The organism is Bradyrhizobium sp. USDA 4504, assembly GCF_054063995.1.
On sequence record NZ_JBSSGV010000001.1, the window covers coordinates 8917485 to 8943145 of the forward strand.

At 58.5% G+C, this 25661-nt stretch carries 11 protein-coding genes and 2 pseudogenes; 7 read left to right on the top strand and 6 right to left on the bottom strand.

The window, feature by feature from the left end:
- Positions 1-159: 159 nt before the first annotated feature.
- Together ACVMB1_RS41855 and ACVMB1_RS41860 are read right to left on the bottom strand one after the other, a co-directional pair.
- Entirely contained in the window at positions 160-1326 is a 1167-nt protein-coding gene (locus ACVMB1_RS41855) for an acyl-CoA dehydrogenase family protein (RefSeq protein ID WP_253588024.1), read from the bottom strand.
- 1126 nt (positions 1327-2452) lie between these two features.
- Positions 2453-4759: a hypothetical protein gene (locus tag ACVMB1_RS41860; protein WP_253603954.1), complete on the bottom strand. Its 2307-nt coding sequence runs from the start codon at positions 4757-4759 to the stop codon at positions 2453-2455.
- A gap of 303 nt (positions 4760-5062) precedes the next feature.
- Here ACVMB1_RS41860 and ACVMB1_RS41865 point away from each other — a divergent pair.
- Positions 5063-6330, top strand: a pseudogene (locus tag ACVMB1_RS41865) (NAD(P)/FAD-dependent oxidoreductase).
- Positions 6331-6446: 116 nt separating this feature from the next.
- On the opposite strand, the gene ACVMB1_RS41870 reads toward ACVMB1_RS41865, so the two are convergent.
- Positions 6447-7331 carry a radical SAM/SPASM domain-containing protein gene (locus ACVMB1_RS41870; protein ID WP_253603952.1) on the bottom strand — a complete coding sequence of 295 codons (885 nt, stop codon included), beginning with the start codon at positions 7329-7331 and terminating at the stop codon, positions 6447-6449.
- A gap of 996 nt (positions 7332-8327) precedes the next feature.
- Here ACVMB1_RS41870 and ACVMB1_RS41875 point away from each other — a divergent pair.
- From ACVMB1_RS41875 to ACVMB1_RS41885, 3 genes are all read left to right on the top strand, one after another.
- The gene (locus ACVMB1_RS41875) at positions 8328-9572 is read left to right on the top strand and encodes a cytochrome P450 (RefSeq protein WP_253588022.1); all 1245 of its coding nucleotides are present in this window, start codon (positions 8328-8330) and stop codon (positions 9570-9572) included.
- A gap of 272 nt (positions 9573-9844) precedes the next feature.
- On the top strand, positions 9845-10186 hold the full coding sequence (locus ACVMB1_RS41880; protein ID WP_233443032.1) for a hypothetical protein: 342 nt from the start codon (positions 9845-9847) through the stop codon (positions 10184-10186).
- A 660-nt stretch (positions 10187-10846) separates the two neighbouring features.
- Positions 10847-13120 (top strand): hypothetical protein, encoded by a 2274-nt coding sequence (locus tag ACVMB1_RS41885; protein ID WP_253588021.1) that lies wholly within the window; start codon positions 10847-10849, stop codon positions 13118-13120.
- 282 nt (positions 13121-13402) lie between these two features.
- Here the strand turns inward: ACVMB1_RS41885 and ACVMB1_RS41890 are convergent, their stop codons facing one another.
- Complete coding sequence (locus ACVMB1_RS41890; RefSeq protein WP_253588020.1) at positions 13403-14335, bottom strand: hypothetical protein; 933 nt, start codon at positions 14333-14335, stop codon at positions 13403-13405.
- Between the two features lie 809 nt (positions 14336-15144).
- Positions 15145-16854, bottom strand: coding sequence for a T3SS effector NEL-type E3 ubiquitin ligase NopM (nopM, locus tag ACVMB1_RS41895; protein ID WP_253588019.1), 1710 nt, complete (start codon positions 16852-16854; stop codon positions 15145-15147).
- A 636-nt stretch (positions 16855-17490) separates the two neighbouring features.
- Here nopM and ACVMB1_RS41900 point away from each other — a divergent pair.
- Together ACVMB1_RS41900 and ACVMB1_RS41905 are read left to right on the top strand one after the other, a co-directional pair.
- A complete protein-coding gene (locus tag ACVMB1_RS41900) occupies positions 17491-19317 on the top strand; it encodes an NEL-type E3 ubiquitin ligase domain-containing protein (RefSeq protein ID WP_253588018.1) in 1827 nt (608 codons plus the stop codon).
- A gap of 1193 nt (positions 19318-20510) precedes the next feature.
- Positions 20511-20702 carry a hypothetical protein gene (locus ACVMB1_RS41905; protein WP_069279834.1) on the top strand — a complete coding sequence of 64 codons (192 nt, stop codon included), beginning with the start codon at positions 20511-20513 and terminating at the stop codon, positions 20700-20702.
- Between the two features lie 10 nt (positions 20703-20712).
- Here ACVMB1_RS41905 and ACVMB1_RS41910 read toward each other — a convergent pair.
- Positions 20713-21981, bottom strand: a pseudogene (locus ACVMB1_RS41910) (IS256 family transposase).
- Between the two features lie 284 nt (positions 21982-22265).
- On the opposite strand from ACVMB1_RS41910, the gene ACVMB1_RS41915 reads away from it, so the two are divergent.
- Positions 22266-25403 (top strand): Ulp1 family isopeptidase, encoded by a 3138-nt coding sequence (locus ACVMB1_RS41915; protein WP_253588017.1) that lies wholly within the window; start codon positions 22266-22268, stop codon positions 25401-25403.
- Positions 25404-25661: the final 258 nt, after the last annotated feature.

Below are 25661 nucleotides of genomic sequence, written 5' to 3' on the forward strand. Positions count from 1 at the left end.
AAGATACCGAGCGAATACCCGCCACGACAGCGGGGTCCCGGTCCTGAAGATAGCGAGATCGGAGCGAGCGGAGAAACGCTGTTCCGGCGTTGGCCGTTTGATGGCTCGTGGCCTTTTCTTCGCAGCTATTCGTGCGAAAATGCTCCCGGATGAACCACGTCAAGGAAAACCTGGCTGCACTGCACCTCCGAGCAGGAGTTGGCCCGCACGCTGAAATGTCCCCTCGTTCAAAGCCGCATGCTGAGCAACCACGAAGCTGTCGCACATCGCGCGCGCCAGATTGCTCGTCGTGTACAGCGAGTCAGTGCCGGCGAGACGGCTCGCGATCTTACAGACCTCGGCGCTTTGGAGCGCGGCGTTAGTCGCGGCGAGCCGCATCAGCGTCGCCGTATTCGGATTTACCGCGCCGTTGAGCGCCTCGTTCCACAGCTCCTCGGTAGCATCATAGAAGAAGGACCGCGCGGAACGCAGCATAGCCTCGGCTCTGGCCGCTTCCAGTTGGATGTAGCCCCGCTCTCCCATCACAGGCGCTCCGGTGATCGAGGCGCGGTTCCTGCTCATAGCGATCACCTCGTTCAGTGCGGAGCGCGCAATACCGACGCCAACGATCGCATGCGCCTGGGCGGCGAACGTCACTGATGGATAACGGTAGATTGGCCGGTCGATTGTCGGCGAGCCGCCGCGGATCAGGGTCCATTCCTCCGGCACGACGACATCTTCGATAACTAAGTCATGGCTGCCGGTTCCCTGCAGCCCAATGACGTCCCAATTGGGGCGGATAGTTACCTTTTCGGCCGGCACTACGGCTACACGCGGAAGATCGCCGATAGGGTCGTCTTCCACCCTGATGCCGACGCCAATCAAAGCCGCCCCGGGCGAGCCGCTGGCAAATGGCCACACGCCGTTCACGACAAATCCGCCGGCACTGCGTCTGGCGGACTGTAGCGGAAAAAGCGCAGCCGCGTACACCACATCGGGTCCATTCGCGTAGACTTTGGCGAGCGTTTCATCCGGAAGAGCAGCGAGATTGCAAGCCCCATCACCGAAGCTGGCGACCCAACCGGCCGAGCCATCTGCCTCGGAAATGCGCTCGATCAGCTGACAAAACGCGGCCGGCGTTTGCTCCTCGCCGCCGAAACGCTTGGCGACCATAGCTCGATAGACGCCAACTCGTTTAAAGCCATCGATTATGTCGCCTGGAATTTGTTGCGCGACCGCGAACGTGTTTCGACGGCTTCGGATCTCGGCGAGCAACGAGGAGAGGTTATCCCTGCTGACAGGCTCGACGTCGGCTTCTGACGGGATCATCTCTGGAGAAGCGTTCATAAATTCTCCTTGGTGCCTATACGGATGCTACTGCGCGCCATTGACGAAGAGTGGATACACTGGCGCATCGCAATGCGGCGGATTCGTCTTGAGGGCGCAATCATTGCACCATTGAGAATCGCAGTGCGAGATTGCACTTCTGCAGGTGACCGCAGCGCATGATCTGTCTGGTCCTCTCGAATCAGGAGCCGTCACCTTCGTGGCCAGGCTCACGGCCGATCAAGCCCGCGAACTCCTGCTGGCGGCCCAGCCGAGTGGCACGCATCTGCCATCTCCTCAGCAATCGGCGTGCCAATGAGATATCATCCGGCACCTTTGCTGAAGACGCGGAGACTACGTGATATGCGCTGAGCTTCCCGGCTCGATGTCCGACTTCTGGCATAGAACGTCGTCAAACGAACACGACAGGCGCAGCAGGACGAAAATTGGCTTCGACGGCGGCCCGTTCAAGATTCGACCGCTCGGAGGCCCAAGTGATCGGACATGACAAGCTGTCATTGCTTTTCGATTAAAATTCCGCAGCGGTATAGGCCAAAGCGATCGTCGATGGTATCTGTCCCGGATCACTAGCGACTGGGGGCTAAAATCTCTTTGGCTGTCCATGGCCAATTAACTAACCAACTGATTTCGTCGACATGGGTCAACGTCGGCTCAACACCCGGACGCATCTGACCCGTTATACCTGCATGCCGCAGGCCAATTGCCTGTGAGTCGTTTAACAATCGTTATCTGCCGGTCCTCTACCCTAAACCCGGGAATCGACATGTTAGGTCTATGCGCAGCGCCCGTTCTTCGCTGTGCTCGATCTCGAAAAATTGCGCGTTGCGGGGTCACCGGCAAGCAGGAGATCTCGATCTCTCCTTGCCGTGGAGGTACTGCGACAGGGAGACGTGTTGTTCGAGATCGAGCTCCTCATAAATGTTATAGCGCCGGGGGGCGCATTTCAGGTTCGACAGATGTGGACCCGGCCTCCAATCGAGACCTTTAATGCGAGCAACCGCCAAGCTGTTCCTGCAAAGACATTCAACCTAGCGTCAGAACCGTGAAAGTTAGCTGCCGAATGCGATGCACAAGGCGATTGAAATCGTTCAGCTTGAGCAGCTGTCCGAGGCGTCGAGCACCTCGTTCAGCCAAATTGTGGCCGATGAAAGAGAAGAACGCGGCCTCTGGGTAGGCTTTCGGCCGTGTAGGGCTGACCGTGGATTAAAAATCGTGTCATTGGGACATACTCGCTCGGCAGAAGACCCAGATTTTGGAGCGTGTCGATTACGGCAGGCGAAGCCTCTTGGGGGCCGTGCCTCCAATCGCGGGGGAACAACTCTCCGATTTCAGGCACTTGCCGTAGCGGCTGATGGCCCGACGCCTGCGCCGCAGACGGCGTTGGAGGGTTTGCCGCCGCCTTTCGCAATTCGAGCGACGCGGGCGGATCGAACCCGGGTAAAAGGGCGCCGTACGTATGCGCGACACCGGTCGGTGCCAAAAGCGCAGTGTCACCCGGTAAAGCGAACTTGGGGTGATGAATGAGTTGAACGTCGTCAGGTCCTTTCGGTCCCAACACAGCCGTGTAGCGCTCGCCGCTAATCTCATAGTTCATGATCGGATGTTCCGCATTAGGCAAGAAGTCCCACTTGCCCAGCGTAGATAGCATCATGTCGGGCGCCAGCTGGGTGCCATGGGAAAAGTCCTTGGGCACTGCGAATGAAACGTCGAAGGTGTCACCGGCAGCGGGAGACCGAAGATGGATAAGCTGAACATCATTGCGCCCTCCCGGTCCTAACACGGCCGTATAGCGCTCACCGGCAATGTCGTAGGTCTTTACCCGCTCTGCCGCGTCGGGCAACAGACCCCAGTGGCCAAGTTTGGTGAGCATCATATCCGGCGCGGACTGATTGCCGTGGGAGAAGTTGTCTGGAACGGCCCAGGAAGTATCAAAGCTTTCGCTGCCTGGGGGAGACCTCGTGGCGAGGGCAGCGCCGCCTTGGTCCATCATCCCTGCAAGGTACTCTTCAGAGGCAGGATTCTGCGGCCGCGAGCTCGGCTGTGAGGGGAGGACATCGGAAAACTCCTTCCCACGGACACTTTGCATCGGTGGGTGGTCAGGCGAGCCTACTTCCCGCCAAAACTCCGGTACAACAAGACGGTCCGCGGTCATGGAGCCCTCCCGATCCGCGGCATCGAAAAGATCTTCCTGGGCGAAGCTTTGCATGGGCGAGGCGACGACTGAACTTGGCGGCGGCCACAGTTCAGGGGCATCGAAAGTTGTGCCTGCCGGCGCGTCCTCTCGATTCACGGCATGGAAAAGCTCATTCTCGTCGACACTTTGCGGGTTAGAGTGGCCGGCGGAGCTCATTGTCGGCCAAGACGCCGATGCATCGTAGGGCATGGCTGGCAGCAGGCTCTCGCGAGCTGCGGCATCGAAAAGCTCTTCCTGAGCGAAACTTTGCACGGGCGAGGAAGCGGCATCGCGCGTTCCCTGCCAAAGCAGCGATGCATCGAAGCTGGAAGGCGTAAGCTCCCCGCTCCGCTCCGCGGCATCGAAAAGCATGTCCTGGGCTACACTTTGGATGGGAGAATAAGTGGCTAAACCCATTTCATGCCAATCCTGCGGAGCATTGAAACCGTCAGCCGCCAATGCGCTCCGATCCGCAGCGTTCCCAAAGGGTTGACCCTCGAGAACCTGCAGCGGTGAATGGGCGGCTGGCTGTGTCGGCAGGCGCGAGCTGGCTGCCTGTCCTCCCAAATTGTTCGGCCCGATGATCGCGCGATAATTGCGGAGCCCGTTCAAGGCGCAGACAAGTATATCGTCACCCCGAAACAATGCGTTGGCATGACCGAGCAGCGCTTCGTCGCTGATCTTAGCCATTGACAGGGGGCGCAGTGCTGCCGCTAGCTTCCGGAGACTGCTAGCATAATTTCCGGCCGTTTTCGCGTCGATTGCTCGACCGAAGCCTGCCTCAGCGGCCTCCCTGATGAGCCGTTCATCTTCCTTGGAAGGACGGTAATGTGTTGCGGTAGCGATGGCGTCAGGATCGCGGTAGCGGCTGACCATAAACAATGCTGGAGCGATGATTTTGTCCGTTGGCAGCAGCTTCTTGGCGTAAGCGAGCAACGTATCGTCATTGAGCTCAGCAATCGATTTACCTGACTGCTTCAGCAACTCGGCCAATTTGCGAAGTCGGCGATCATAAATGCTCACGGTGGTAGAACCCGGCGGTGGCCCTCGCTCGAGAGCAGCGCTGGACGCTGCCTGGATCAGGCGATCGTCTTCGTCAGAGACATTATAAAGCTCTCGGTGTGGATATATAGGGCCAGCCTGACCCGCTTCTCCCAAGTGCTGCTCAAATTCGGCTTGCTGCCGTTGCGGTTGCTCCACCGTTGCTTCGGACGCAGCGGGTCCGGTATCGGCTGGGTTGATATTGTTGAATCGGTCCATGCTCTCGTCTGCTGGTGTCGCCCTCGTGTTCTCTCGCTAGTACCCTCAGCTTTCCAAAACCTGACGTGGGCTCGCCAAATGTAGGAATCAATGGGAGTCTGCAAATGCCTTCTCCGAGGTGCTGCTGCGTGGTCGTGCCCTCAAGATAAAGTTGGCGACAAAGAGGGGAGGAGCACGGCAATTGGCCAACGCACTTGCCTCCTAGAAGAGCAAGTGCACAATGTTGGAGTTGATTTCTATTGCCGCCAGCCACGATGTGTAGGTCGAGATCATTCATGATGATGGACAGAACGAGTTCGTCGGATGCACGGCAATCCCAAATCGCACGGCTTGTGGGAACTGACGGCACCCGCGCCGCCGAATACGGGTCCTCTTGTAGGCGATGCGAGAGCTGATGTCGCCGTGATCGGCGGTGGATACACCGGTCTCTCTGCAGCCATTCACCTCGCGAAGGCTGGCGCGCGCGCCGTCGTGCTGGAGGCATACGAAATTGGGTTCGGTGGTTCTGGGCGCAACGTTGGGCTCGTCAATGCGGGCATGGGGGTCATGCCCGACACGACTCTCGGGTACGCTTGGCCCTTCCGTTTGGCGAACGGCTCATCGAATTGCTAGGTGGAGCACCGCAAGAGGTTTTTGAACTGATCTAGAGAGATGTGGTCGACTGCGAAGTTGAGCGCGCGGGGACCCTGCATTGCGCGGTCGGCCATAGGGGCTTGCAGGAAATCCAGATACGTGCCGAGCAGTGGCAAAAGCGCGGTGCTCCGGTCGTCGTGCTTAACGCGGAGGAGACCCGCAGAAAGATTGGCGGAGGCAACTATACTGGCGCGATGCTAGACAAGCGCGCCGGTACAATACAGCCGCTGGCCTATGCGCGGGGTTTGGCGCGCCTTGCGCTTGCAGCGGGCGCGAGGATATTCACTCGGACTGAGATTCTCACAGTCAGCGACATGGGTTTGTGCTGGAGGTCGGCACGGCAATGGGATCCGTACGTGCTGAGTGGGTGGTCGTCGCCACCGACGCTTACGGAAACAGACCTCGGTCGCAGGTCCGTCTTCCTTACTTCAATTTGGCCACGCGGCCGTTGTCAGATCGTCTCAGGACCTCAATCTGCCCGAACGGCAGGGAGCATGGGACACCAGCGCGGTCCTTTCCTCGTTTCGCTTCGATCGGTCGGGCCGTCTGGTGTTCGGCAGCGTTGGCGCTTTACAGGATATCGGTGCCTTGGTTCACCGAGCCTGGGCGATCAGATCGCTTCGCAGGTTGTTTCCGCAGCTCGATGAGCTTGAGTTCGAAACCGGTTGGTTCGGGATGATCGGCATGACTTCGACCACCTGCCGCGCTTTCACAAGCTCGACCGTAACCTCGTCTCCTTCGACGGCTATAACGGACGCGGGATTGCACCCGGCACCGTCTTCGGCCGTGTGTTGGCGTCCTACGTCCTCGGCCACCTTGCAGAAAAGGATCTACCACTTCCAGCGGCGCCTGTTGAACATCGGCGGTTTCGTGCCGCCCGTGAGGCCCTCTACAGAGCAGGCTCCCAACTGGTTCACCTCGCTGGAGCGCGTCTCTGATCCACCTAGTGGCAGTTGTATATCCGATCAAGGCGAGTTTCCTCGTCGGTATGGCCATTTCCGGCATGTAGCGATCTACGTGAATTCTTGACATCCGCAGCCGCGTGGCCCTGCCGTCAAGCTTGTTGGTCGGCGTCCATACGCCGTCCTGACGTCTGCGAATTGGCAAACTCGCACCTCCTGCAGAGCAGAAAACCAGCCATTCCGTTCATGCGATCGACGACTTCGCGAAAGATTGTTCCTTCAAAGAGATGTTCGTACTCGTCGCGCAAAAGATTGCCCAAGACATGACGCCGCTCGAAATCCATGCAGCACAAAGTAACATCGCCGTTTGGAAGAAGGATATTGCGATATTGTTGTTTGCCAAGACATGTCAAGGCTCCGATGACCGGCCGTCGTGGTTTGATGATATCCGGATCGAGACGTCCTCGCGTGCTGCTCAGTGGCCGCAAGCGCTCAAGCTTTTTAGCGGGAATGATGTCGGCGAGAGCGGGATGGATTGTGCCCAGCACGACGAATCGAATTGAGGGAATGTCCGCCTCGAGAAGTTGGCCCATGACGTTGAGATAGGACTTTCCAACGAGGCGTCTGTTCATATAACTGCCGTCATCAGGAACATGGACGACGAAAGCCCTAAATTGGAGCATTTGCAAGCGCCGGACGTCACTCCCGTTCATCCCGACAAGTGTCGTGAAAATTCGGATGTCATGGCCGCGTGTGTAAGCATGCTCAACCATGCTGGTGCACGACGGATGCAGCCAAGGCTCCGAGTAGCCGGCAAAACTGATGTCGGTAGCCGTGGGCACGCGTGTCAAACATCGCTCGAAATCGTGCAGGCCAAGATGCTTCGCTAGAGACACAGGTCTTTGACGATCGGCGAACTTGTCCTGGGAGCAATATGAACATCTGACGATGCATCCTGCGGTCGTGGTTATCTCCAACACCCTGCGACCAGGATTGACGGCGCGTAAGCTTTGTAACACCATGGGATATGCCATCATTCTGTCTGGTCCTTTCAGGTGCCGGAGAATTGGAGAAAGAGCGCAGCATTTGGTGCGCAGCGGCTTGCCTTGCTTCTCACGGATTGCAAATCCAGGATAGGTCGTTTGGCGAAACGACCTAGATCAAGATCCTGCCTCAACGCTAACAACGCGCTGAGTTCGATAATGCTCAACCAAGGTGGGGCTGATCTGGCGCGTCAACTCCTCCTCTCCGCCACGACCGCCACTTGGTACCGTTGGCCGTCATTGGCATCATAGTTGCTGGACTCGGTAACCTCGGTGGGGACGCTTACGCAATCCTGGCGAAGCGGAACGAGCATCTGGCCCGCCCGCCCCATCGGGACTTCGTATTTCCTCTTGACGGGCGGCGCGGGCCTCTTTTTTATGTCAGGCGGAGCGATAGCCCTCCCGAATGGCCCCGACGATGTGAACGTGATGGCGCGGACGATCAATCATCGCAGCCCTCGACGGCAGTCGTCCGCGAGAGCTCCCCGTCCCGCCCAAATGCAAGTTGCTGGTCAGGATGATGGATGAAGCAGCCTTGTTGCATACCGATGAACAAACTAGCTGTTCCCGGGCGGTAACCGTTTTCGTGGGCAGGATCAGCGCGGGCGGTGGTCACCGCACGATCCAGCGCCAAGCAAGTAATTGAGTGCGGCCGTTAGGAGCTGAAGACTTCGCATTTTGGCCTCTTAAAGAAGGGGGGAGCTGCGGTCGCATTGCGTCCTGTTTGATAGCTTGAGCAGCCACTAGCTGGAGCATTAGGCACCGCTTACGTAGCGCGGATGGTTCTCATCGCCCCACTGGAGCGGACGGAGTTAGGAAGTCAATACGATACTTACCTGCCGGAAATGGTAGGGGTGACTGTCCGGTTTTTGCGATACTCTGCTGGAGCAGCGACCCGCTCGCAACCGGCACGCCACGGCAGCTCGAAACTATCGATCGCGATCTGTGGATCCCTCATCTCTTGAGAGAGCAAAATCTGCGGAGACGATCATGAAAACGCAATTGGCGGACTTTCGAGCCGACGACGACGCCTCCAATGTTCCGCTGAGCAAGCTGGATGTGAGCGAAGCCAAGCGCTTTCAAGACGATAGCATATGGGATTACTTCGAGCGGCTGCGAACGGAAGATCCCGTCCACTACTGCCAAGAAAGCTTCTATGGTCCATATTGGTCGCTAACGAAATACCGCGATATCGTAGAGGTAGATACCAATCACAAGATATTCTCGTCGGAGCGGGGTGTTACCATCGCCGACGTGCCTGATAAGCACTGGACGCAAAGTTTCATCAAGATGGGTCCTCCTAAGCATCGCGAGCAGCGTGATACTGTAAGTCCGATCGTCGCGCCGGAAAACCTGACGAAGCTCGAAAGCTTGATCCGCCGTCGCGTCAGAACGATTCTGGACGGCTTGCCACGTAATGATGACTTCAATTGGGTGGATCGGGTCTCCATCGAGTTGACGACGCAGATGCTTGCTACGCTATTCGACTTTCCATTTGAGGATCGGCGGCTCTTGACCTATTGGTCGGATGTGGCTGTTGCAATTCCGAAAATCGGCCAGCCCATCGATAGCTGGGACAAGCGAAGTGCGATCTTGTCTGAGTGCTTGGCGTGTTTCGCGCGGCTTTGGAACGAGCGCATCAATGCCGAGCCGCGTCTCGACCTGATTTCAATGATGGCGCACTCGCCTGCAACTCGACACATGGAGCCGAGCGAATTTCTTGGCAATCTAATTCTTCTGATCGTGGGTGGGAATGATACAACGCGCAATTCGATTACCGGCGGTCTTCTGTTCATGAACCAGCATCCCTCCGAGCTACAAAAGCTACGCGATAATCCCAAGCTGGTCTCAAGCGCCGTGTCCGAGATTATTCGGTATCAAACGCCCATCGCACATATGCGCCGCAACGCCACGGCCGATATCATCGTAGGTGGGAAACATATCAGGAAGGGCGACAAGGTCGTCATGTGGTATATTTCCGGTAACCGGGACGAAGGGGTCATCGAGAATGCCGATAGCTTCGTCATCGACCGCAAGAACGTGCGGCAACATCTTTCGTTCGGATTCGGGATCCATCGCTGCGTTGGGCGACATCTTGCAGAGCTGCAGTTGAAAATCCTCTGGGAAGAAATCTTGAAGGCGCGGCTGGAGATCAAGGTTGTCGGCGAACCCGAGCGAATTGCGTCCAACTTTGTCCACGGGTATTCCGCTCTTCCTGCGCAGATTGCAGCTTAGGTCGTGATGCTCCGGCTAGCAGCCGCTCAGCTGCGCGGTCTCGTCTCCCTGTTTGACCACTCTCCGCCGCGCAGGACCGAAAGCGGTGATCCGCGCGAGGCGTCTCGGGAGCCGGGCGGCTTGCGGCAAACGTTGAGCGCCTGCGACAAGCGACGAATGGAGGTGCTCGAGGGCGTCGGGTTTTCCTGCTGTCTGAGGCAGGCCAGAGACCGATCCCAGATTGGAAACAACCTTTGACAGCAATTTCGATGTGTCAAGCGATGAGCTCAACATTGAAGATTGTAGCGGTGGGCGCGATTTTCTTTGGAGAAGCGCTTTCGATCATTGCAGAGTTGGTTGCCTCAAAGCAGTTCGGAAAGGACGGCGGCGATTTGACAACTCTCCTGCCGATGTTCCTGCTGATAGCGTTCGGCGGCATCCTTCTCGTCTTCGGATATGCACTGGGTTACATGTATCTTGAGAATATCTGGGTCATCATCGCGACATCGGTGGGAGCAATTTTAGTGGTGGAACCGATTCTCACGCTTCTGCTGTTTCGAGACGTGCCGACGGTAGGTTCGCTGATCGGATTGGCGCTCGGCGTGCTTGGCACGCTCGCCGCGTTATTTTTATGAGCATATTCCAAGTACGCCTAGATGGGTAGCATCTCGGCGGTTCTATCCTGAAAAAGACTTGCACAACGTCAATTCGAACACGAGAAGAAGAGGTTGTTATGACGCACCGTTCCACATCGAGCCACATCTACGTATCGTTGGGTCGGTAAACTCTTCTCGTTGGATCCGTAAACTCTTCGGTCGAACAACGGCATCTCTTTCCCGGTTAGCAAGAGGTTCGCTGCTGCCAGAAGTCTGAAAATCGACATCCTTCCGGTACTTACTTTGCCGCAGTCCTCCAGTCCGTTCCACGGTTCGGCATGCTAGACAGCCTTCGGTATTCGGCAAAGGCACTGGCAGGGCTATGCCCTAGACAAGCCGCCGCCATCGCCGAGTCCTTGAGGGATCGGCGTCACTGCCATCACGCGCAGCCTGGCAGCGCGCATTTCTATTGGTCACGGCGAGGCAGCGCCGAATGCGGACACGCGTTACAACCGAGCCTCCCGCGCCTCATGGGTCATCCCTATTGCTGCCTCCAGCGCCACAACAGCTTCCATGAAATTGGAACTCGGGCGGCCGGGGGGTTCTTTGTGCATCCGCAGAGCATCCTTCGTCAGCCAACCGTCAGCCAGGCGGTCTATCCAGGGAGGCTGCGCATTGTTGACCGTATGGGAGATGGACATGACGGGCATTGGCCGACCTGGCGAACCGTATGTTGGGGCGACAGGAGCCAACAGCACGTCGGGATCCAGTAGTACGCCTTCGGCGCCCAATTTTGTCCCTGCGTTTGTCCCTGCGGAAGGCAACCGGGTTTTCGACTCCGTCGTGGAGCGGATGCGCTTAGCGCCTGAAGATAGAATGGCGACGCTCGCGAGCCTGCCCTCAGGTTCGGGTGTGGCAGTCCCCATTTCCTCAAGCGGTGAGGGGATCAACGCAGCGAAACGAAATATGGACGGCCTGCTTGAGGAACTTGATGCTTGCCACAGTGCTGCCATGGGCGCTCAGAGCTCGTCTGAGGCGCAAGAGCTGATCGATCAGGTTGTCAAAGCGGGCGCAGCAGTTCTGGACTACTACGCGAGCCTGCCCCCAGATGTGGCGCGCGGCATTCTTTCCGACGATCAGGCTCGCCGAGTTCGTGACCAGACGCTGGATGCGGGGAACCAATGCAACGCGCTGGCCGCGCCGACTATCTACGCCTTGGAGCAGAGTAGGAAGAATGCAGGAAAGATACTCGAGCGGATGCGCCAATCCAATGCTCCGCCGGACCACCTGATCCGAGCGGCTTCTAGTGCGGCGAAACACTATTTGGCCTGCACGGAGTGGTGGGGAAAAAAGGCATTGCGCTCCGAACGGATGCAGTCCGTCTGCGGAGCCACTGCCAACTTGCCAAGTGCAACGGCCCAAATACGACAGGCCGAGCAGGCGACACTACGGCTGCACACCGGCTGGGCACTGTATACGAAGTGCGTGCATCTGCAGTCGCAGGTCGCTCTCGCGCGGGTCATGATTGAGTCGCAGGCGAGCACGCTCGACCCGGCCGTCAGGCAAATCCTCTTGGGTGAGAACGGTCGGGCACGTCTACTCGGAACCTTCATGGAGGATGTCATTCCGGCATTCCTCTCAACGGGCGACGCTGTTCTGAACAGCAAAGGGCAAGCCCTCGATGCAGCGCACTGCGCTGTTCTGGAAGGCGTCATGGAGCGCCTATCGGAATTTGCGTCGGCATTGCCGAACATGGTTGCCGAGCTAAGGAATAAGGGAGCAAGTCCCGAGCTTCCGTTGGAACTGTTGGATCAGATCGTGGAAGGAGCGTGGGTCACTGCCCATGAGGTTATGCGCCTTCTGGCAGTGCAGCCGAAGACACCAGTCATCATTGCACCGCCAACGGAGGCTGGCCTTGCGATACCGGCCGACGCCGCCGGCAGGGCCCCGGCGGCCGAAGACAGTCCAGCGCGCAGGAAAGGGAAGGGAAAGCGCAGGCAGGCCGGAGGTGCGGGGAGTTCGGCAGCCGGGCGGCGGCCCGAGCCGCAGCCGGCTATGCCCGACGCCGACACGGCGCGAGCCGCCAAGGTTATTGTGCTCTCGGATCTGGGCACGAAGAAACTCGCGAGTGCGGAGGAGGCGCATGCGAGGACGTCATCGTCGGCGAGTGGACACTTGGCGATATGGCAGGCTCCGCCATCGAAGGAGGCACTGACACGCCTGCTCGAGCGGTTGGACGAACTCTTGCAATTCGATCTGGGCAGTCAGCAAAGAGCCATTTCGCAAGCGCGCCACATGAAGCCGGAAGATGCCGACCACGTCGTGGACACCGTGGTCGAGCGGCTGCAGAGCCAATCTGCGGAGATAGAGGCGTGTGTAGCCGCGCTCGACGAACCTCGCCGACGCGGCCTACTCACGCCTGTGCAAGTGCCGGAAGTGCACGACAAAATAGTCCGCCTCAAGGCGATGTTGTCGGAGGTTCAGGGGCAGATACATGCTTTGAAGGCACGAAAGGCCTCGATCGAGATCGATTGCATGAAGACCTACGCGTTCCCCTCGCAGAAGTACCTCGAACGGTTGCAGGCGGCCGAAGAGGTGGCTCCCTTGGAGCCACCGCGCGCGTTGAAGAGCGAGCCAGGAAAGTTGTTCGAGATCAAGCTGCAGCCTGCGCCACTGGTCAATGGTGCGGTGCCACATCCGATGTGGGTGCACATCCATACGAAGCGGCCGGTCCATGCATGGCAGTTGGCGACATTGGATCACGCCGAGTTCGCCGCTTGCCACGTGAAATCCAACGAACAGCGCGGCTACAATCGCCTCTGGCAGAACGCTCGAGCTGCAACAGGCCACGATGACGTCGTGATTCACCGCGGCAAGCTCACACCTGCGTTCTGCAAATCCTTGTTAGGTGCCGCTTTTAGCGGGTACCCAGGCTATCCTTTTACCGAGACGGAGCACGGGATACGCAGGTGACTCGACACGAGACCAGTCAAGGCGTCTCGGCAGAGTGCCGCTTGTGGTGACGGCATCGGTCTTCTTCGCATCCGAATCCTAGTGTTCGAATGAACCGCACCTTGGGCCCGCGGGCACCAACTCCTGGGAGAATCGAGGCGCGGGAAGAGACACGCGCTCTATCTACACAATCGCAGGCAATCCGTTTTCGATGCCGCACGAGCAAGCCCCCACTACGAAGCGATTCGACCGAGTGCGAAGACCAGCGCTCGGGTGACAAGCAGCCCCATGGCACGGTGTGCTTTAGTTGGAGGGACAAATGTGTCCGGTGCCGACGGCGATCCGTTCGAATGTGATCACGAACGGCGGCAAAGACCTGTCATATCCTTGCGAACTGGTGGGCAAACTTCGGCGGGATTTTAGGGCGCTTTTGCATGATTCGCCCCCAGGAAGACAAGTATCCTGGGCGGGTTTGACGAATCGAATTGGCGATGCACAGTGCGGTTGCCTATCCATGCTGCTCTTGGATGAGGCTACGATGGCCCCAGCATCCCGGCTTCCACGGCCCCCAGAAGGTGCTGGGGCTTTTCGTTGTTCCTTGAGCGCGGCGCGCCCGATCTCGATCCGCGCCGGTGCTGGGTCCATGTCCGGACGATCTGTCGTTTGGTGGCGCACCGGCCCGGCGGCATCAATGTTCCCACGAGCGCTCGGCTGAATATCCTCGGGCACATCTGGCTCGATAACGCCATCCTGTAGGCAGACGCCTATGACGGGTGCAGCCAGCCCCTGATCGATGCGGAAGGTCAGTAGGCCGCCACCGTTCCGGCCAGGGCCGAGTCGCATCTGGTCGAGGGGCGGGTGGCTCAGCATCACGGTCATCACTTCCTTCATTGACATTAGTCCGCCACGGATGCTGGCGCGGCAAAGGCATGGCTTCGACGGGCGCGTTGCGGGCTCGCGCGGCCGAGCCCTGCCTTGACGACGGCGCTCACGGAGGCGCAGTTGAATCGCATTGAGCGCGCTCTCGTAGGCTGCTTCCAGCCGATTGCGCTCGTAGCGTCGCGCCAGAGCGATAATGCCCGTGGCGAAATAAAAATACTGTTCGGAATACGGGCGCTCGCGCATCAACCGCTCGACCCGCATGGCGAGGCAGACGCATTCCGCGCTGCCATCTTGATCAAGCTGGCCGGCGTCATATTGACGTGAGGCCGATGGGATTGGGGTGTGCTCGTTCAACGTAACATGGCGACTGCGCTCGCCGCGCCTGGCTGGCGACGTGGTGATTCTGCAAGATGTCGACCGCGCGATGGCAGGCCGGATGTCCACCTGACGACTGATCAGCCGGCGCGGCGCCAAGTAAAAGGTCTTGTCGACTTTGACACGATAAGCGGGTGTTCGGCATATTCGAATAAGGATTTCGTCGTGAGTGGCGCCAATGGCGCGCGCTCGATCTCTTCGAACATCTCCCGGCGGGATTTCCCGCCACGGCGCATCGGCCGGCAGGTTAGCGCCTAAAGCAATTCACCAATCGCGCTATTGAGACAGCCTCGCCCAGCCCTCGCTGCGAGAACATCGGCAATCCAGGTCCTTGGGTTGACGCAAGTGCGGCTAGCCAGTCATGGCGGGCAGGCTCGCCTGCTACGTATGGTCCCTAGCTCAGTTCTACCGTGCTCAGGCCTGAGCAATCTAGCGTCCTCGGGTCTGGCCACATCGCGCCACGTCCGGCAGTCCATATAGCTCGACCTTCCAACGCTTGCGAGCACTTCAAGTCTCTTATGCTGCCACTGCGCGCCTTCGATTGCGCGGCGGCGATCAGGGTGAGACTTCTCTCATCCTGGTTGTCGCGCTATATTCGATCCCCATTTGTGCCGGCTCGATCCTTGCTCATCACTCGTGAGCGAGCCCGACGTTGCTCGTCGGCGTGCGTTATTTGATCCGCTGACCAATCTCGATCGGTGATGGTCAGCGGCAGTTCGAAGATGATGTCAGTTGACACAACCGATCAGCGCTGCAGAGAGATATCTGCGCGGCGGCTCTGAGAAGTCTTATTGTTCGATCCCGCGGTCTGCGAGCAGCCGGTGCATGACTTCGCCTTTGATCTCGCCAGCGATTTGGTTTCGGATTTGAGCTCCGAGCACCCGCTCGGCATCTGGGTCGCCTAGCAGACCGTGCTCGGCCAAGCGCTGATCCAGGCGGCTTTGAAACTCCTCACCCATGGCTTCGACGAGCCGATCTTGCATTGCTTCATATTCGTCCGGAGCGATGCGCCTCAGCACCGTCTCCCAGGGTTGCCAGCGGGTTGCCATGTAGTCGGTGAATTGGTTCGCTTCCTGCTCCCGAACCAGGTCCAGCGCCCGCGCCGCATCATCCGGGGTCACGTGAGAGACCGACAGGAAACGCATCTCAGGGGCGACGTGACTGAGCTCCAGCGGCTCGCGCAGGAGGTATTGATAGGCAAGGTAGACTTCGACATCGTCTACGTTCGGGTCGACGCTGAGGAGCGATTTAACCCTGTCGCGCGCGATCCCGTCCAGCGCCTCGAGGCGAAAAGCAACGCGGGCGCGCTGGATCAGCTCGCTAAGCCGATCATCATACGACCCATTCTCGACCTCAGTATTGAGGCGCGCGGTCCGCATGCCGTTCCAGTGCAGGGTAATACGATCCTCGCAGCTCGCGTTGGCCTCGGAAGCCTGTGTGAAAAACTGCTCGCGCAGTCTCGGATCGGCCGCCGCCTGCCGCAGATCGTCAGCCACTGCCTGCCGAAACTCGTCGCTGCCCTGGTTTACGGTCCCTCTTAGCCTCTCCAGGAAGCGGGCGTAGTTCTGAGCGCCCGGCTCATCCGCAAAGTGCTGCCATTCGGCAAGCGCTGCGAGGTCGTTCCCGAGCCAGTGCGCCGCAGCCTCGTGCAGAGACCGTTGTTCAAGATGCGGTGCCGCCAGGTGAGCGCGGACCTCGTCCGGGAGCGGGTTGTCGGCAAACGCAAGCTCCAAATTCGGGTAGTTTAAACTCGATAGGAGATTCTCAGGCAGGCCGGTCAGCCGGTTGCCGCTCAGATTGAGCGATTGAAGCCAGCCGGGAAGGGGTTCAGGGAGGCTGGTCAACTGATTGCTGCTGACATCGATTTCGATAAGCCCCGATGGGAGGACGGGAAGCTCGGTCAGCTGATTGCCGCTAACCGCGAGCGAGGTCAGGCCGGTCGGGAGCGCGTCGGGCAGGCTGACGAGTCGGTTATTGTTTGCGCTTAGGATCCCGAGCCCCGGCGGGAGATCTGCCGGCAGACTGGTCAACCTGTTATCGTTCGCTTCCAGGCGATAGAGGCTCGCCGGGAGCACGTCCGGCAAACTGGTCAACTGGTTATGGCTAACAAGAAGTTCGTTGAGACCCGGGGGCAGCCGAGCGGACAGGCTGCCCAGCTCGTTGTGCATGGCGCGCAGTTCCCTCAGCCGGGGCGGCAGGGCGTCGGGCAAAGCGGTCAGGGAGAGGGATGACAGATCTACCAAATGCGATCCAATGTTCTCCGCAGCCCTAATTCGTGAGCGCCCCTGTCGCCGATTCTCGGCTTCGCCCTGGCCCTCTTCGGCGGCCCAGTTTTCCAGGATGCGCGCACGCGAAGAGGCGGGGGTCCGATATCCTGTCAAGGCTTCGACCCAATCTGCCAAGGCTCGGTTGAAGCCGCCGAGGTAGCTTTCCTGCTCCCCATCTTCAAAAGTGTCGAGGGAGGAGTTTGCACTTCGCTGTGCCTGTCCTGTGTTCATCAACTTTCTTCGCTGTTGAAATCAAAGAGTACGCCCGGCGCTTCTCAAGACAGCGAAGCAGGCCGTTGCGCAGCGCAGCGATCGTTCGAGCGAACGCAGACGCTCCGGGGCTACCGACTCCTGGCCAAGCCGGTAAGCCTCACACGAGGCCCTCCGAGGCAATTGGATCGATCCTATTGCCAGGCTTGCTGCCACTTCGTGACCAGATAAGTCCTGAAGACCGTCATCGTGGAAGCTTTCTGAGCTTAGCAGGCTTACCTGTCGATCAGCTGACGAGCGTTGCTCCAGGTTGGCCAGTTCGCTCAACCTTTGTTGCCAAAGTAGGTCACACCAACGGCTGAGCGGATCAACCTCTTCAGATGAGTCGGTGCCGACTGCTTGTTACTTGGGGAGAGACGTCGCACGTTTTGGAAGATCGCAGCGCTTGCTGCTGATTGCAAGAACGCACGGGTACGAATGGATCGTATCCTCAGCCAGGATCCACACCCAGTTTCAGGTCACGACAGCAGTGTCGTTTCCGACGCGTGGTTGCAGTTTTTGCCGATCGGACCTGTCAGCTTATGGAAAGCTAGATGTCTTAAGCCCTCCTACCTGTCGTCATGGACTGAGTATGCTCGGTCTCGCAAGGGGGTGGGGATGGATTCTTTTCAGGAGCGACAGATACAGCGGGGTAGTGCCAGCCTTTCCGCGTCTTCCGGCCAAACCGACCGGGAAAATGAGGCATCGGCGCAGTGGGACGGAGTTGTGTCAGGCTATGCAGAAAGCCCGGCGGATTCAGCTCATGCGAACGGAGAAATAGACCAGACGCTTGAGAATTGGGCTGCTGAACAGCACGTGGGTCCGCTGGAGGATCGGGAAGAGGCGCTAAGGCGAGTGAATGCTCGGGATGAGGTCGCGAGACTGGATCTCGAATCATTGTCTCTTACCAGTCTGCCTCGACTTCCGACCGAAATCGTCGTGCTCGAGGTCCCCTTCAATCGGCTGACCAGTCTGCCCGATGGTCTGCCTGCTTCGCTCCAGCGTCTCGACATCAGGGGCAATCAGCTGACTAGTCTGTCGGCTCTTCCGGCCGAGCTCAGAGGGCTTGATGCAAGGTCAAATCGACTGAGGAGCCTGCCCGAGGTCCTGCCTACAGCGCTCCAGTTCCTCGACGTCAGCCACAATCAGTTACCGAGCCTGCCTGAGACTCTCCCTGCTTCGCTCCAGTTTCTCTATGCCAGCCACAATCGATTGACGGGTCTGCCGGAGGATCTGCCTGCTACGCTCCAGTTTCTCGACGTCTGCCAAAACCGCTTGACGGGTTTGCCGGAATCTCTCCCTGCCATGCTCCGGTTTCTCGACGTCAGCGAAAACCAGTTGGCGAGTCTGCCTGAGGACCTGCTGACGCAGTTGGGCGCAGGTGCCAGGATAGAGCTGGGTGAAAATCCCCTGCCCGAGCAGGTGCTGACGAACCTGGACACAACCCTCCGCGCCGAAGGGTATACCGGTCCGACCGTCTACCTTTCGCGCGATGACGAAAGTGATTTGTCCGGGACAGACGATGGACAGGCCGATGATCTCGCTGAAACAGTCGCAGCCTGGCTCAGGAGCGATCCGAAGCAGGGCGATCGAGAGGTACTGGCCACTTGGCAGAGCTTTGCAGAAGAGCCGGGCGCCCAAGAATACGCGTTTTTTCTCGAAAAGCTGTTCGACTCGGTCAATTCTGGCAATGAACAATTCCAGCAGTCGGTCGCTGACGCTCTGCGCTTGGCGGCCACCAACCCGCAATTGCGCGCGCAGTACTTTCAACTGGCTCTCGACGCCAACCAAAGCTGCGAGGATCGGAGAACTTTGACTTGGAACGGCATGCAAACCGCGCGGCTCATCGCAGACGTCGAGAACGGGGCCTACGACGATACGGCCCGACTTCCCGATCTCGTCGATCTTGGGCGCATCATGTTCCGTCTGGACGCGCTTGAGCGGATTGCGCGCGAAAAGACTCACTCGCTTCAGTCCGCCTACAACGTGGAAGACATCGACGCCGTTGAGGTCTATCTTGCTTATCAGAACAAGCTGCGCGACCGGCTAGGACTGCAACACGTCGCGCCCGCTATGCGCTATTTTGAAGTCTCCAGCGTCACCGATGCCGACGTTGACAGTGCGGAGACCTCCGTCCTGACCAAGGAGGCGGCGGAATTCGCCGGCTATTTGGCGACGGACTGGCAACCTTGGGACGGCCTGGTGCGGCGAATCGCTCCTGAAGAATATGCCATGATGCAGGGCCAGCTCATTGATGCAATGGGGGAAGAGTTCGACAACCGGCTGGAGCAACAACTCGCCGACAAAGGCTTGGCCGGGAGTGCATCTGATCTCGTCGAGGATGCCAAGCGAGAATTGGGTGCTGAGATTCGCAAGGAAATCGCCCGCGAGATCAAGGGCGCTCTAAGAGACAAGGTGCTCAATGATCACGGCGTGAAGCTCTGAGGCCGCCTTTGCTACAGCGAGAAGCTAAAGGAAACTTAAGCTGATTGAGCGCGTGGTTGACCGTCGATAAAGATTTCCGCCGCTTTGCCAAACACTTAGTTTGCGAAAACTTCCTCGTTGGCGCTCTGATTTGCAGCAACTGCAATCTCACGTTCACTTGGGTGCGGAGGCTGGGTCAGACAGAGGAGCGCGATGTAACACGCATGTTCATAAATCTTCGTAGACGTCTGGCTCGCCCCGAGAGCGATCATCCTTTTTACAACGCAGCAAATGTCGCGATGGGATCCTGGCCGATATCCTGAGTGGCGGTTGTCTGGCTTTAGCCGCGCGGTGCTTTTCTCTGCCGCGGCCCAGACTACGCGAACGGCATCAGCATACATGTGCGGAATCCCCGCGCCAACGAAACCACGCCGAATGCCAGAAATAGGCCGTCAGTAAGCCGGCAGCCGATGACAGGGATGTTAGCGATCGCATCATTCCCAGCGGAGGAAGCGGCTCGTATCAAGCCGCCACCGTGCGAGCCGTATGCTGGCCGCAACTGCGGCCACCGCAAGGTGCGCTATGTGGAGAAGGGTCGGCTTTTGATGGCCTGCCTCGCTTTTCCACCGCAGTGGCCGTCGAGCCAACGGAAGCGCTTGAGTTCGACACGACCCGCATCGAATCCTTGTTGCGTGCCGATCCTGAATTGGCCTTGGCGATGTTGCGGCTGACCAGCCTCAAGCAGCCGTTGCTTGTAGCGCCTGACCAATGAGCGTTCTCTCGGAGAACATGTACAAGCCCGCCATCGCCAAACTAATTTTTCACTGACCCTCGTCAGCGAGAAGCTGGTCGCAGAACAGAGGAGCATAAGCAATCCTAGCCATAACCAGCAGGCTTGGATTCCGCGTTCAGCTTTTCATCGCGCGGACGTAGGTAAGATCCAGCTCGGCCTGGAACGGCAGTTGCTCTTGAGTAACGTGCTTTTTGCGCCCGAGACGGCCGTCGTTTCTGCCGTCGCCCAATCGCCTCAGCGGGCATATAGTCACTAGACTGTATGCCCGCCTCCGCGGGCACTCTCGCTGACAAATTCGTTCAACAAATCTCGGAAACCCGAGCTCGAAAAATCTCTCGAAGTTTTATATTTTCGCCTCGAACATCGCCTGAAGCATCGCTTGCGATACTAATTTTGAGCATCGCCAATCTAGGAGGTGCTCATGAAATCGTCAGTAGCGTCGTCGGGACTGTCCGCCCAGAAGGTCGTTGCCCAGATTCGCAAAGTGAGGAAAGCAGCGGAAAAGGCGTCAGAGAACAACGGGCGGTTCGCCGCGCACAAGTATTTGCGGGCTGTTTTACGCGCCTACAGCTATTTTGAGACCACCAATCGAGCTATGACGGATTTTGGGTGACGCGGTCCGATCAGGCGGCGCGGACTTCAGCGGTCGGAATGAATTCGATTCGGTCCGCAAACTTTACCACGGATATCACCTTCGGCAACTGATTTGTGCCCTTCAACCGTCGCCAAGTTTTAGATGCGGCGCCGACGAGCTTGAAGACCATCAACTTTGCTGTGTGTGGCGATAACGCTCCCTTCGTTCGCACAGTCCGGTGCCTGACCGTCGCAAAGACGCTCTCGATTGGATTCGACGTGCGCAGATGCGACCAGTGCTCGGCAGGGAAGTCATAAAACGCCAACATGGCCGAGCGATCCTTGATCAGGCATTCAACGGCGGGCTTGTATTTGACGCCGTACTTCTCGACAAAGATATCAATCGCTGTTTCAGCGGCCGCCCGGTTCGGCGCCAGGTAGATGTCACGCAGATCACTCTTTATTGCCGGCTGCACGGACTTGGCGACCTTGTCGAGCACGTTGTTCACCTTGTGCAGCCAACATCGCTGATGTTGCGTGCCGGGGAAGATTTCATCGAGCGCCCGCCAGAAGCCGAGAGCGCCGTCGCCGACAGCAAGCTGAGGCCCGATCTGCAAGCCGCGCTTGCGCAGATCGGGCAGCAATTCTCGCCAACTTTGTGCGCTCTCGCGTACCCCGACCTGGAAGCCGATGAGTTCCTTCTTTCCTTCAGGCGTGGCGCCTATCAACACCAGGATGCATTCGGCATGGTCCTCCATGCGAGCCTGCAGATAGACGCCATCCGCCCAGATATAGACGTACCGCCGCGCCGACAGGTCGCGCTTTTGCCAACGTTCGTATTCGGCCTGCCAGTCCTTCTTCAGGCCAGCGATGACCGGCGGCGACAAGTTCGGCGCGTCCTTGCCGAGCAAGGCCGAAAGCGCCTCCTGGAAGTCGCTGGTCGAGATTCCCCGCAAATAGAGCACGGGGATCAACGCGTCCAAGCTCTTCGCCCGGCGGGCCCAGAGCGGCAGGATCGTCGAATGAAACCGGATCCTGTCGCCTGGCCCGCTTGCTGCACGGTCGCGGGCCTTCGGACGGGCGATCACGACAGGGCCGATGCCGTGGCAATTTCGCGCGCCGGCCCATATCCATGCCGCACCACGCGCGCCCGACCATCCGGCAGCGCCAGATGCTTCGTCGTTTCCAGGAATGTAGTGAACTCAATCTCGACAGCCCGGGGCGATCAGTTCGCGAGCTCCGGCACGCAGAATATCCGTCAGTGGATCAGCGATCTGATCGGGCTGACGCAGAGGAAATACATTGGTAGTCTCGTTCACGGCGTATCGCTCCTTTGGAGGTTGCTGGCAGGCTTCATCACCCGCCTCGATACGCCGCCTTTCTCAGGTCGTCATCACCCAGTTTCCGTCATAGCTCCCACTCGACCATCGGCTATCTCAGCCTGGTTGAGTTCGAGCGCAAGGTGGGATTAGGCTTAAGTCGGTGTCCATCAAACCGGCAGCAGCTCAATGCTCAATTTTGCGGAGTCTCTGACTCGTCAGCTTTCTGAAAACTTAACTGACTAAGAAACCTGCTTAGATGATTCTGTGGATGCGAAGGTAACGTGGACCGCCCGAACTATGAAAGCAGCGCAACAGCTTCGTTGCAGGTGCAGCACGACTTGTTGCAGGAGCAGCAAGCGGGCCAAACCGGGCAAAGCGCCTTTGAGCAGCAACTGCACGAGGCACGCCAGGCTGACACCGCGATACCCGACCGGCCTCTCCCTCCCAGTGTGTCTAGCGACAGTCAGCAGTCCCCGGACCCGTCGATGGGTGCGCTCGCCCGGAGCAAGCTTCCGCCAAGCGAGAAGGGTCTCATCAATAGACATGGCACAGCTGAGTTGAGGCAAACGAACAGGCCGAGGTCCCCAATCAATTCGCAAGGCGTTGCCTTTGAGCAGCAGCCGAGCGAGGTCGCAAGCTCACTTGAAGCTGGTGGAGCAATGCCTGCTGAGGCTGCCCCGCGGGCGCCTCAGGTAACTCAGGTTTCAATAGCGGGCAAGAAAAGGAAGCAGCCTCTTTATTCCAAGGATGCTGTTGTTATTGTAGAATTTAGCCAGGCGCTCACCCAGGGCAAGCTCGCTGAATCATTTGTCCAGAGAATCGTAGGTCCTCTTCTTAGCTTTGGCCGCTGGCTGTGCGCAAATAACAAGACGGGCGTTATTGCTCGGCTAGACAACAATTCACTGACCACTGATGGCGATCTCTTCCAATACAGCGGAAATAATAATGATCTGATGTTGGCCCTAGACCATCTCCGGACCTGGCGGTCGACGGGGCACGTCCCCCATCCAGCTCCCGTGCGCAAGCGCCAAAAAGCATCCGCCGTCTGTCCCCATGTGTCTGAGCGCGACCAAGGGCTTATCAGAGAGGTGGCTCAGGGCGTTATTGCAAGTCGGAAGCTGAAAGGCGAGGTGGCTAACGGGTACGCGCGCAATCTTACCAGGTTGGCAAATGATCTCGGGGAGCGCGGCCTATCTCTGGACAGTAGTAGTGATGCAGACTTGCTTGCCCATGTAAAAAAACTCTTCAAGAGCAATAAATTTATGCGGGCCGCGGTGGGGGCTCTTAGGGACCATCGTGCCCCGAGGGCTCCGGGCGCTTCATCTGTTGGCGGGCGCCCATCGCTTCCTCCTGCCGATGGTGACGAAGTGCTCATTAAGGGAGCCATAAGCCACGCTCTTGAGAGCGACAGGTTGAGTTCGACGACCGCCCGACTTTATGATTGGGCGCTTCGCAAATTCTCTCGAGAGTTAGATCTCTACGGTGACACGCTTTCCGCACTCAGTAACGCGGCCCTACGTATCTGCGCTGACAGAATGTTTCGCGACGAAAAGTGGAAGATGGCCTTGGACGGTGGGCTGAAAGCCCTTGGAGAGTATCGTCAGACGAAGGGTGCTGAACCCTCAGGGGAAGGTGCTTCGGGGCAGGCGGCTCTCGGCAGAGCGCCGGTGAGGGGCGCCGAGTTTGCAGTAATGGACGTTGATCCCGAAGAGCTTTGGCAGCTGTTGGACGTTGAGGGCGACGAGTGGCCGGTTATGGCTGACGATTCTGCGCTTCTGCGACCGGATCAACAGCTTCCGGAAGAGACTCGCGAATTGCGGGATGATCAATCCGGCCCTTCGTCGGCTCTCGGGTCAAATGTGCGCGACAATAATGCGCTGGATCATCTCGCAGCGTTCTTGGCTGACCCGAGCCGGCACCGCGACCCCCTAGGGGCTCCGCAGGAGCTGATGAGTGCGCCTCAGAGTGACGTCCTGCAAAGTGAAGGGGTTCTCATCGATGATGAGCACGGCACAGCCGAACTGAGACCAGCGAAGAGGCCAAGGAATCTGGATAGGGCGCAAGCAGTCGCAATTCAGGAAATGCTGATCGAAAACGGCAATTCGGGGGAGGGCGTGCTGATGCAGGCCCCCCTCGGCCGCGTGGTCGCATGGCAATGGGACGCGGCCGCGCAGCACAGTGGACCGCAGGGAGGTCTCAGTTCGCCGGTGGTCTTTCCCGCGGAATATTACGATCAGGATCTGCTTTGGCGAGCGATGGACGAAACCGCCCCATCGCCGTCTCGCGGCTCAATCATGAGCCCTCCCCAAGCAAGAGATTCCGGAGAGTCCGACCATCCCCTGAACTGGCACCCCAACCGCAAGGCCGCGGCAACCGGGAGCAATCTCTCGCCGACTCGGGACATGGGCCCGATTGAGGGAACGGTTCATCTCAATTCCTTCGAGCTACCGGGCGGCCTCGTCCCGACGTCTTACTTACGGTCGCTATTTGCCGGATCAGCACTGGATCATCACGATGACAGTCGACAGCCTAGTCTGCCGCATGGGCTTTCACCGCCGGTGCCTGCCTTTTCGGACGATGAAGCTATGGTATGGTTAAGGGAGGAGTTCTCGCGGCGGCAGATGCAAGAATCTGCCTCACCGTCAATCTGCAGGGCTCCGTCCGATCTCTACGGCGGACTTGAACCGTTGGTTGATCTGACTACGTTCACGCTGTCAGAATTGGGCGACGATGCTAATTCTGTGCCGGCGTTTCCGAGCACATCCGCCGATGATCAGATCGTAGCGCTGAATGCGGCAGCCTTGCCTCGCGAGCTGGTGCTGGGGGACGAGCAATGGCTGGGCGACGAGCATATCCTGAGGGATTACCAGCTTCAGGAGCAGGAGTTGCACAGGGACCCTCAGGATTTCCCCGCCCTGGATATCGCCACTCGGACGCGGTTGGTGTCTCCCACTTTGGTCCATAATTTGCTGCGCTCTTCCGACGATACCGTCGTTGAACGGGCATTTCAGCGCATTGTCTATGATGACAAGGGTAATGATACAGCCGACTTCGTGTTCCTGCCCGTAAGCGATGCCGATCCTTCGGATCCTTATAGCCAAGGGAATCATTGGTCGCTGCTGTTCCTTGATCGCCGTGACCGGAGCTCGCCTATTGCCTATCACTACGACTCCCGCAGAGGATTCAACGAGACGTCTGCCACCCATCTGGCCGGTAGACTGGGTCTTCTAGACAACGTAGTGCAAGCTGGCATCGCCCAACAGCAGAACGGCTATGATTGCGGCGTCTTTGTCGTGGACGGTACGCGAGCTCTCGTTAGTGGGTTGGTTGCAGGGCAGCGAGGGGTGCAGAATCTTAACAACCTCAGTGTCAGTAGGCTGGCACTGCAAGCTCGCCTACGGGCTGTTATTGGAGCCTAGCCCGCTGCTGAGTGAAGACCTTTGATAATCAGTGAAATGCAGCACAAGCTCGCGACATGATGTTGCTATGGCCATCGGCCAAGCTTTGAACAGAGAGCCGTATGCGCTGAAAGGTGCACGTACGGTTGTGTGTCCAGGTAAAGCTGGCGTGTTCAGCAGGAGAAGTCCTGCCGGGGTAGAAGTCAGAGCCCGTAGTTTGGATAGCAGAGGAGATGGAAACAGAACTTCTGAAGCCTATCGACAAGGTCTCCTTGAGGG

Excerpts from the sequence above, each read along its gene's own strand:
- ACVMB1_RS41855 (WP_253588024.1), bottom strand. The coding sequence starts at position 1,326 with ATGAACGCTTCTCCAGAGATGATCCCGTCAGAAGCCGACGTCGAGCCT.
- ACVMB1_RS41860 (WP_253603954.1), bottom strand. The coding sequence starts at position 4,759 with ATGGACCGATTCAACAATATCAACCCAGCCGATACCGGACCCGCTGCG.
- ACVMB1_RS41870 (WP_253603952.1), bottom strand. The coding sequence starts at position 7,331 with ATGATGGCATATCCCATGGTGTTACAAAGCTTACGCGCCGTCAATCCT.
- ACVMB1_RS41875 (WP_253588022.1), top strand. The coding sequence starts at position 8,328 with ATGAAAACGCAATTGGCGGACTTTCGAGCCGACGACGACGCCTCCAAT.
- ACVMB1_RS41885 (WP_253588021.1), top strand. The coding sequence starts at position 10,847 with ATGACGGGCATTGGCCGACCTGGCGAACCGTATGTTGGGGCGACAGGA.
- nopM (WP_253588019.1), bottom strand. The coding sequence starts at position 16,854 with ATGAACACAGGACAGGCACAGCGAAGTGCAAACTCCTCCCTCGACACT.
- ACVMB1_RS41900 (WP_253588018.1), top strand. The coding sequence starts at position 17,491 with ATGGATTCTTTTCAGGAGCGACAGATACAGCGGGGTAGTGCCAGCCTT.
- ACVMB1_RS41905 (WP_069279834.1), top strand. The coding sequence starts at position 20,511 with ATGAAATCGTCAGTAGCGTCGTCGGGACTGTCCGCCCAGAAGGTCGTT.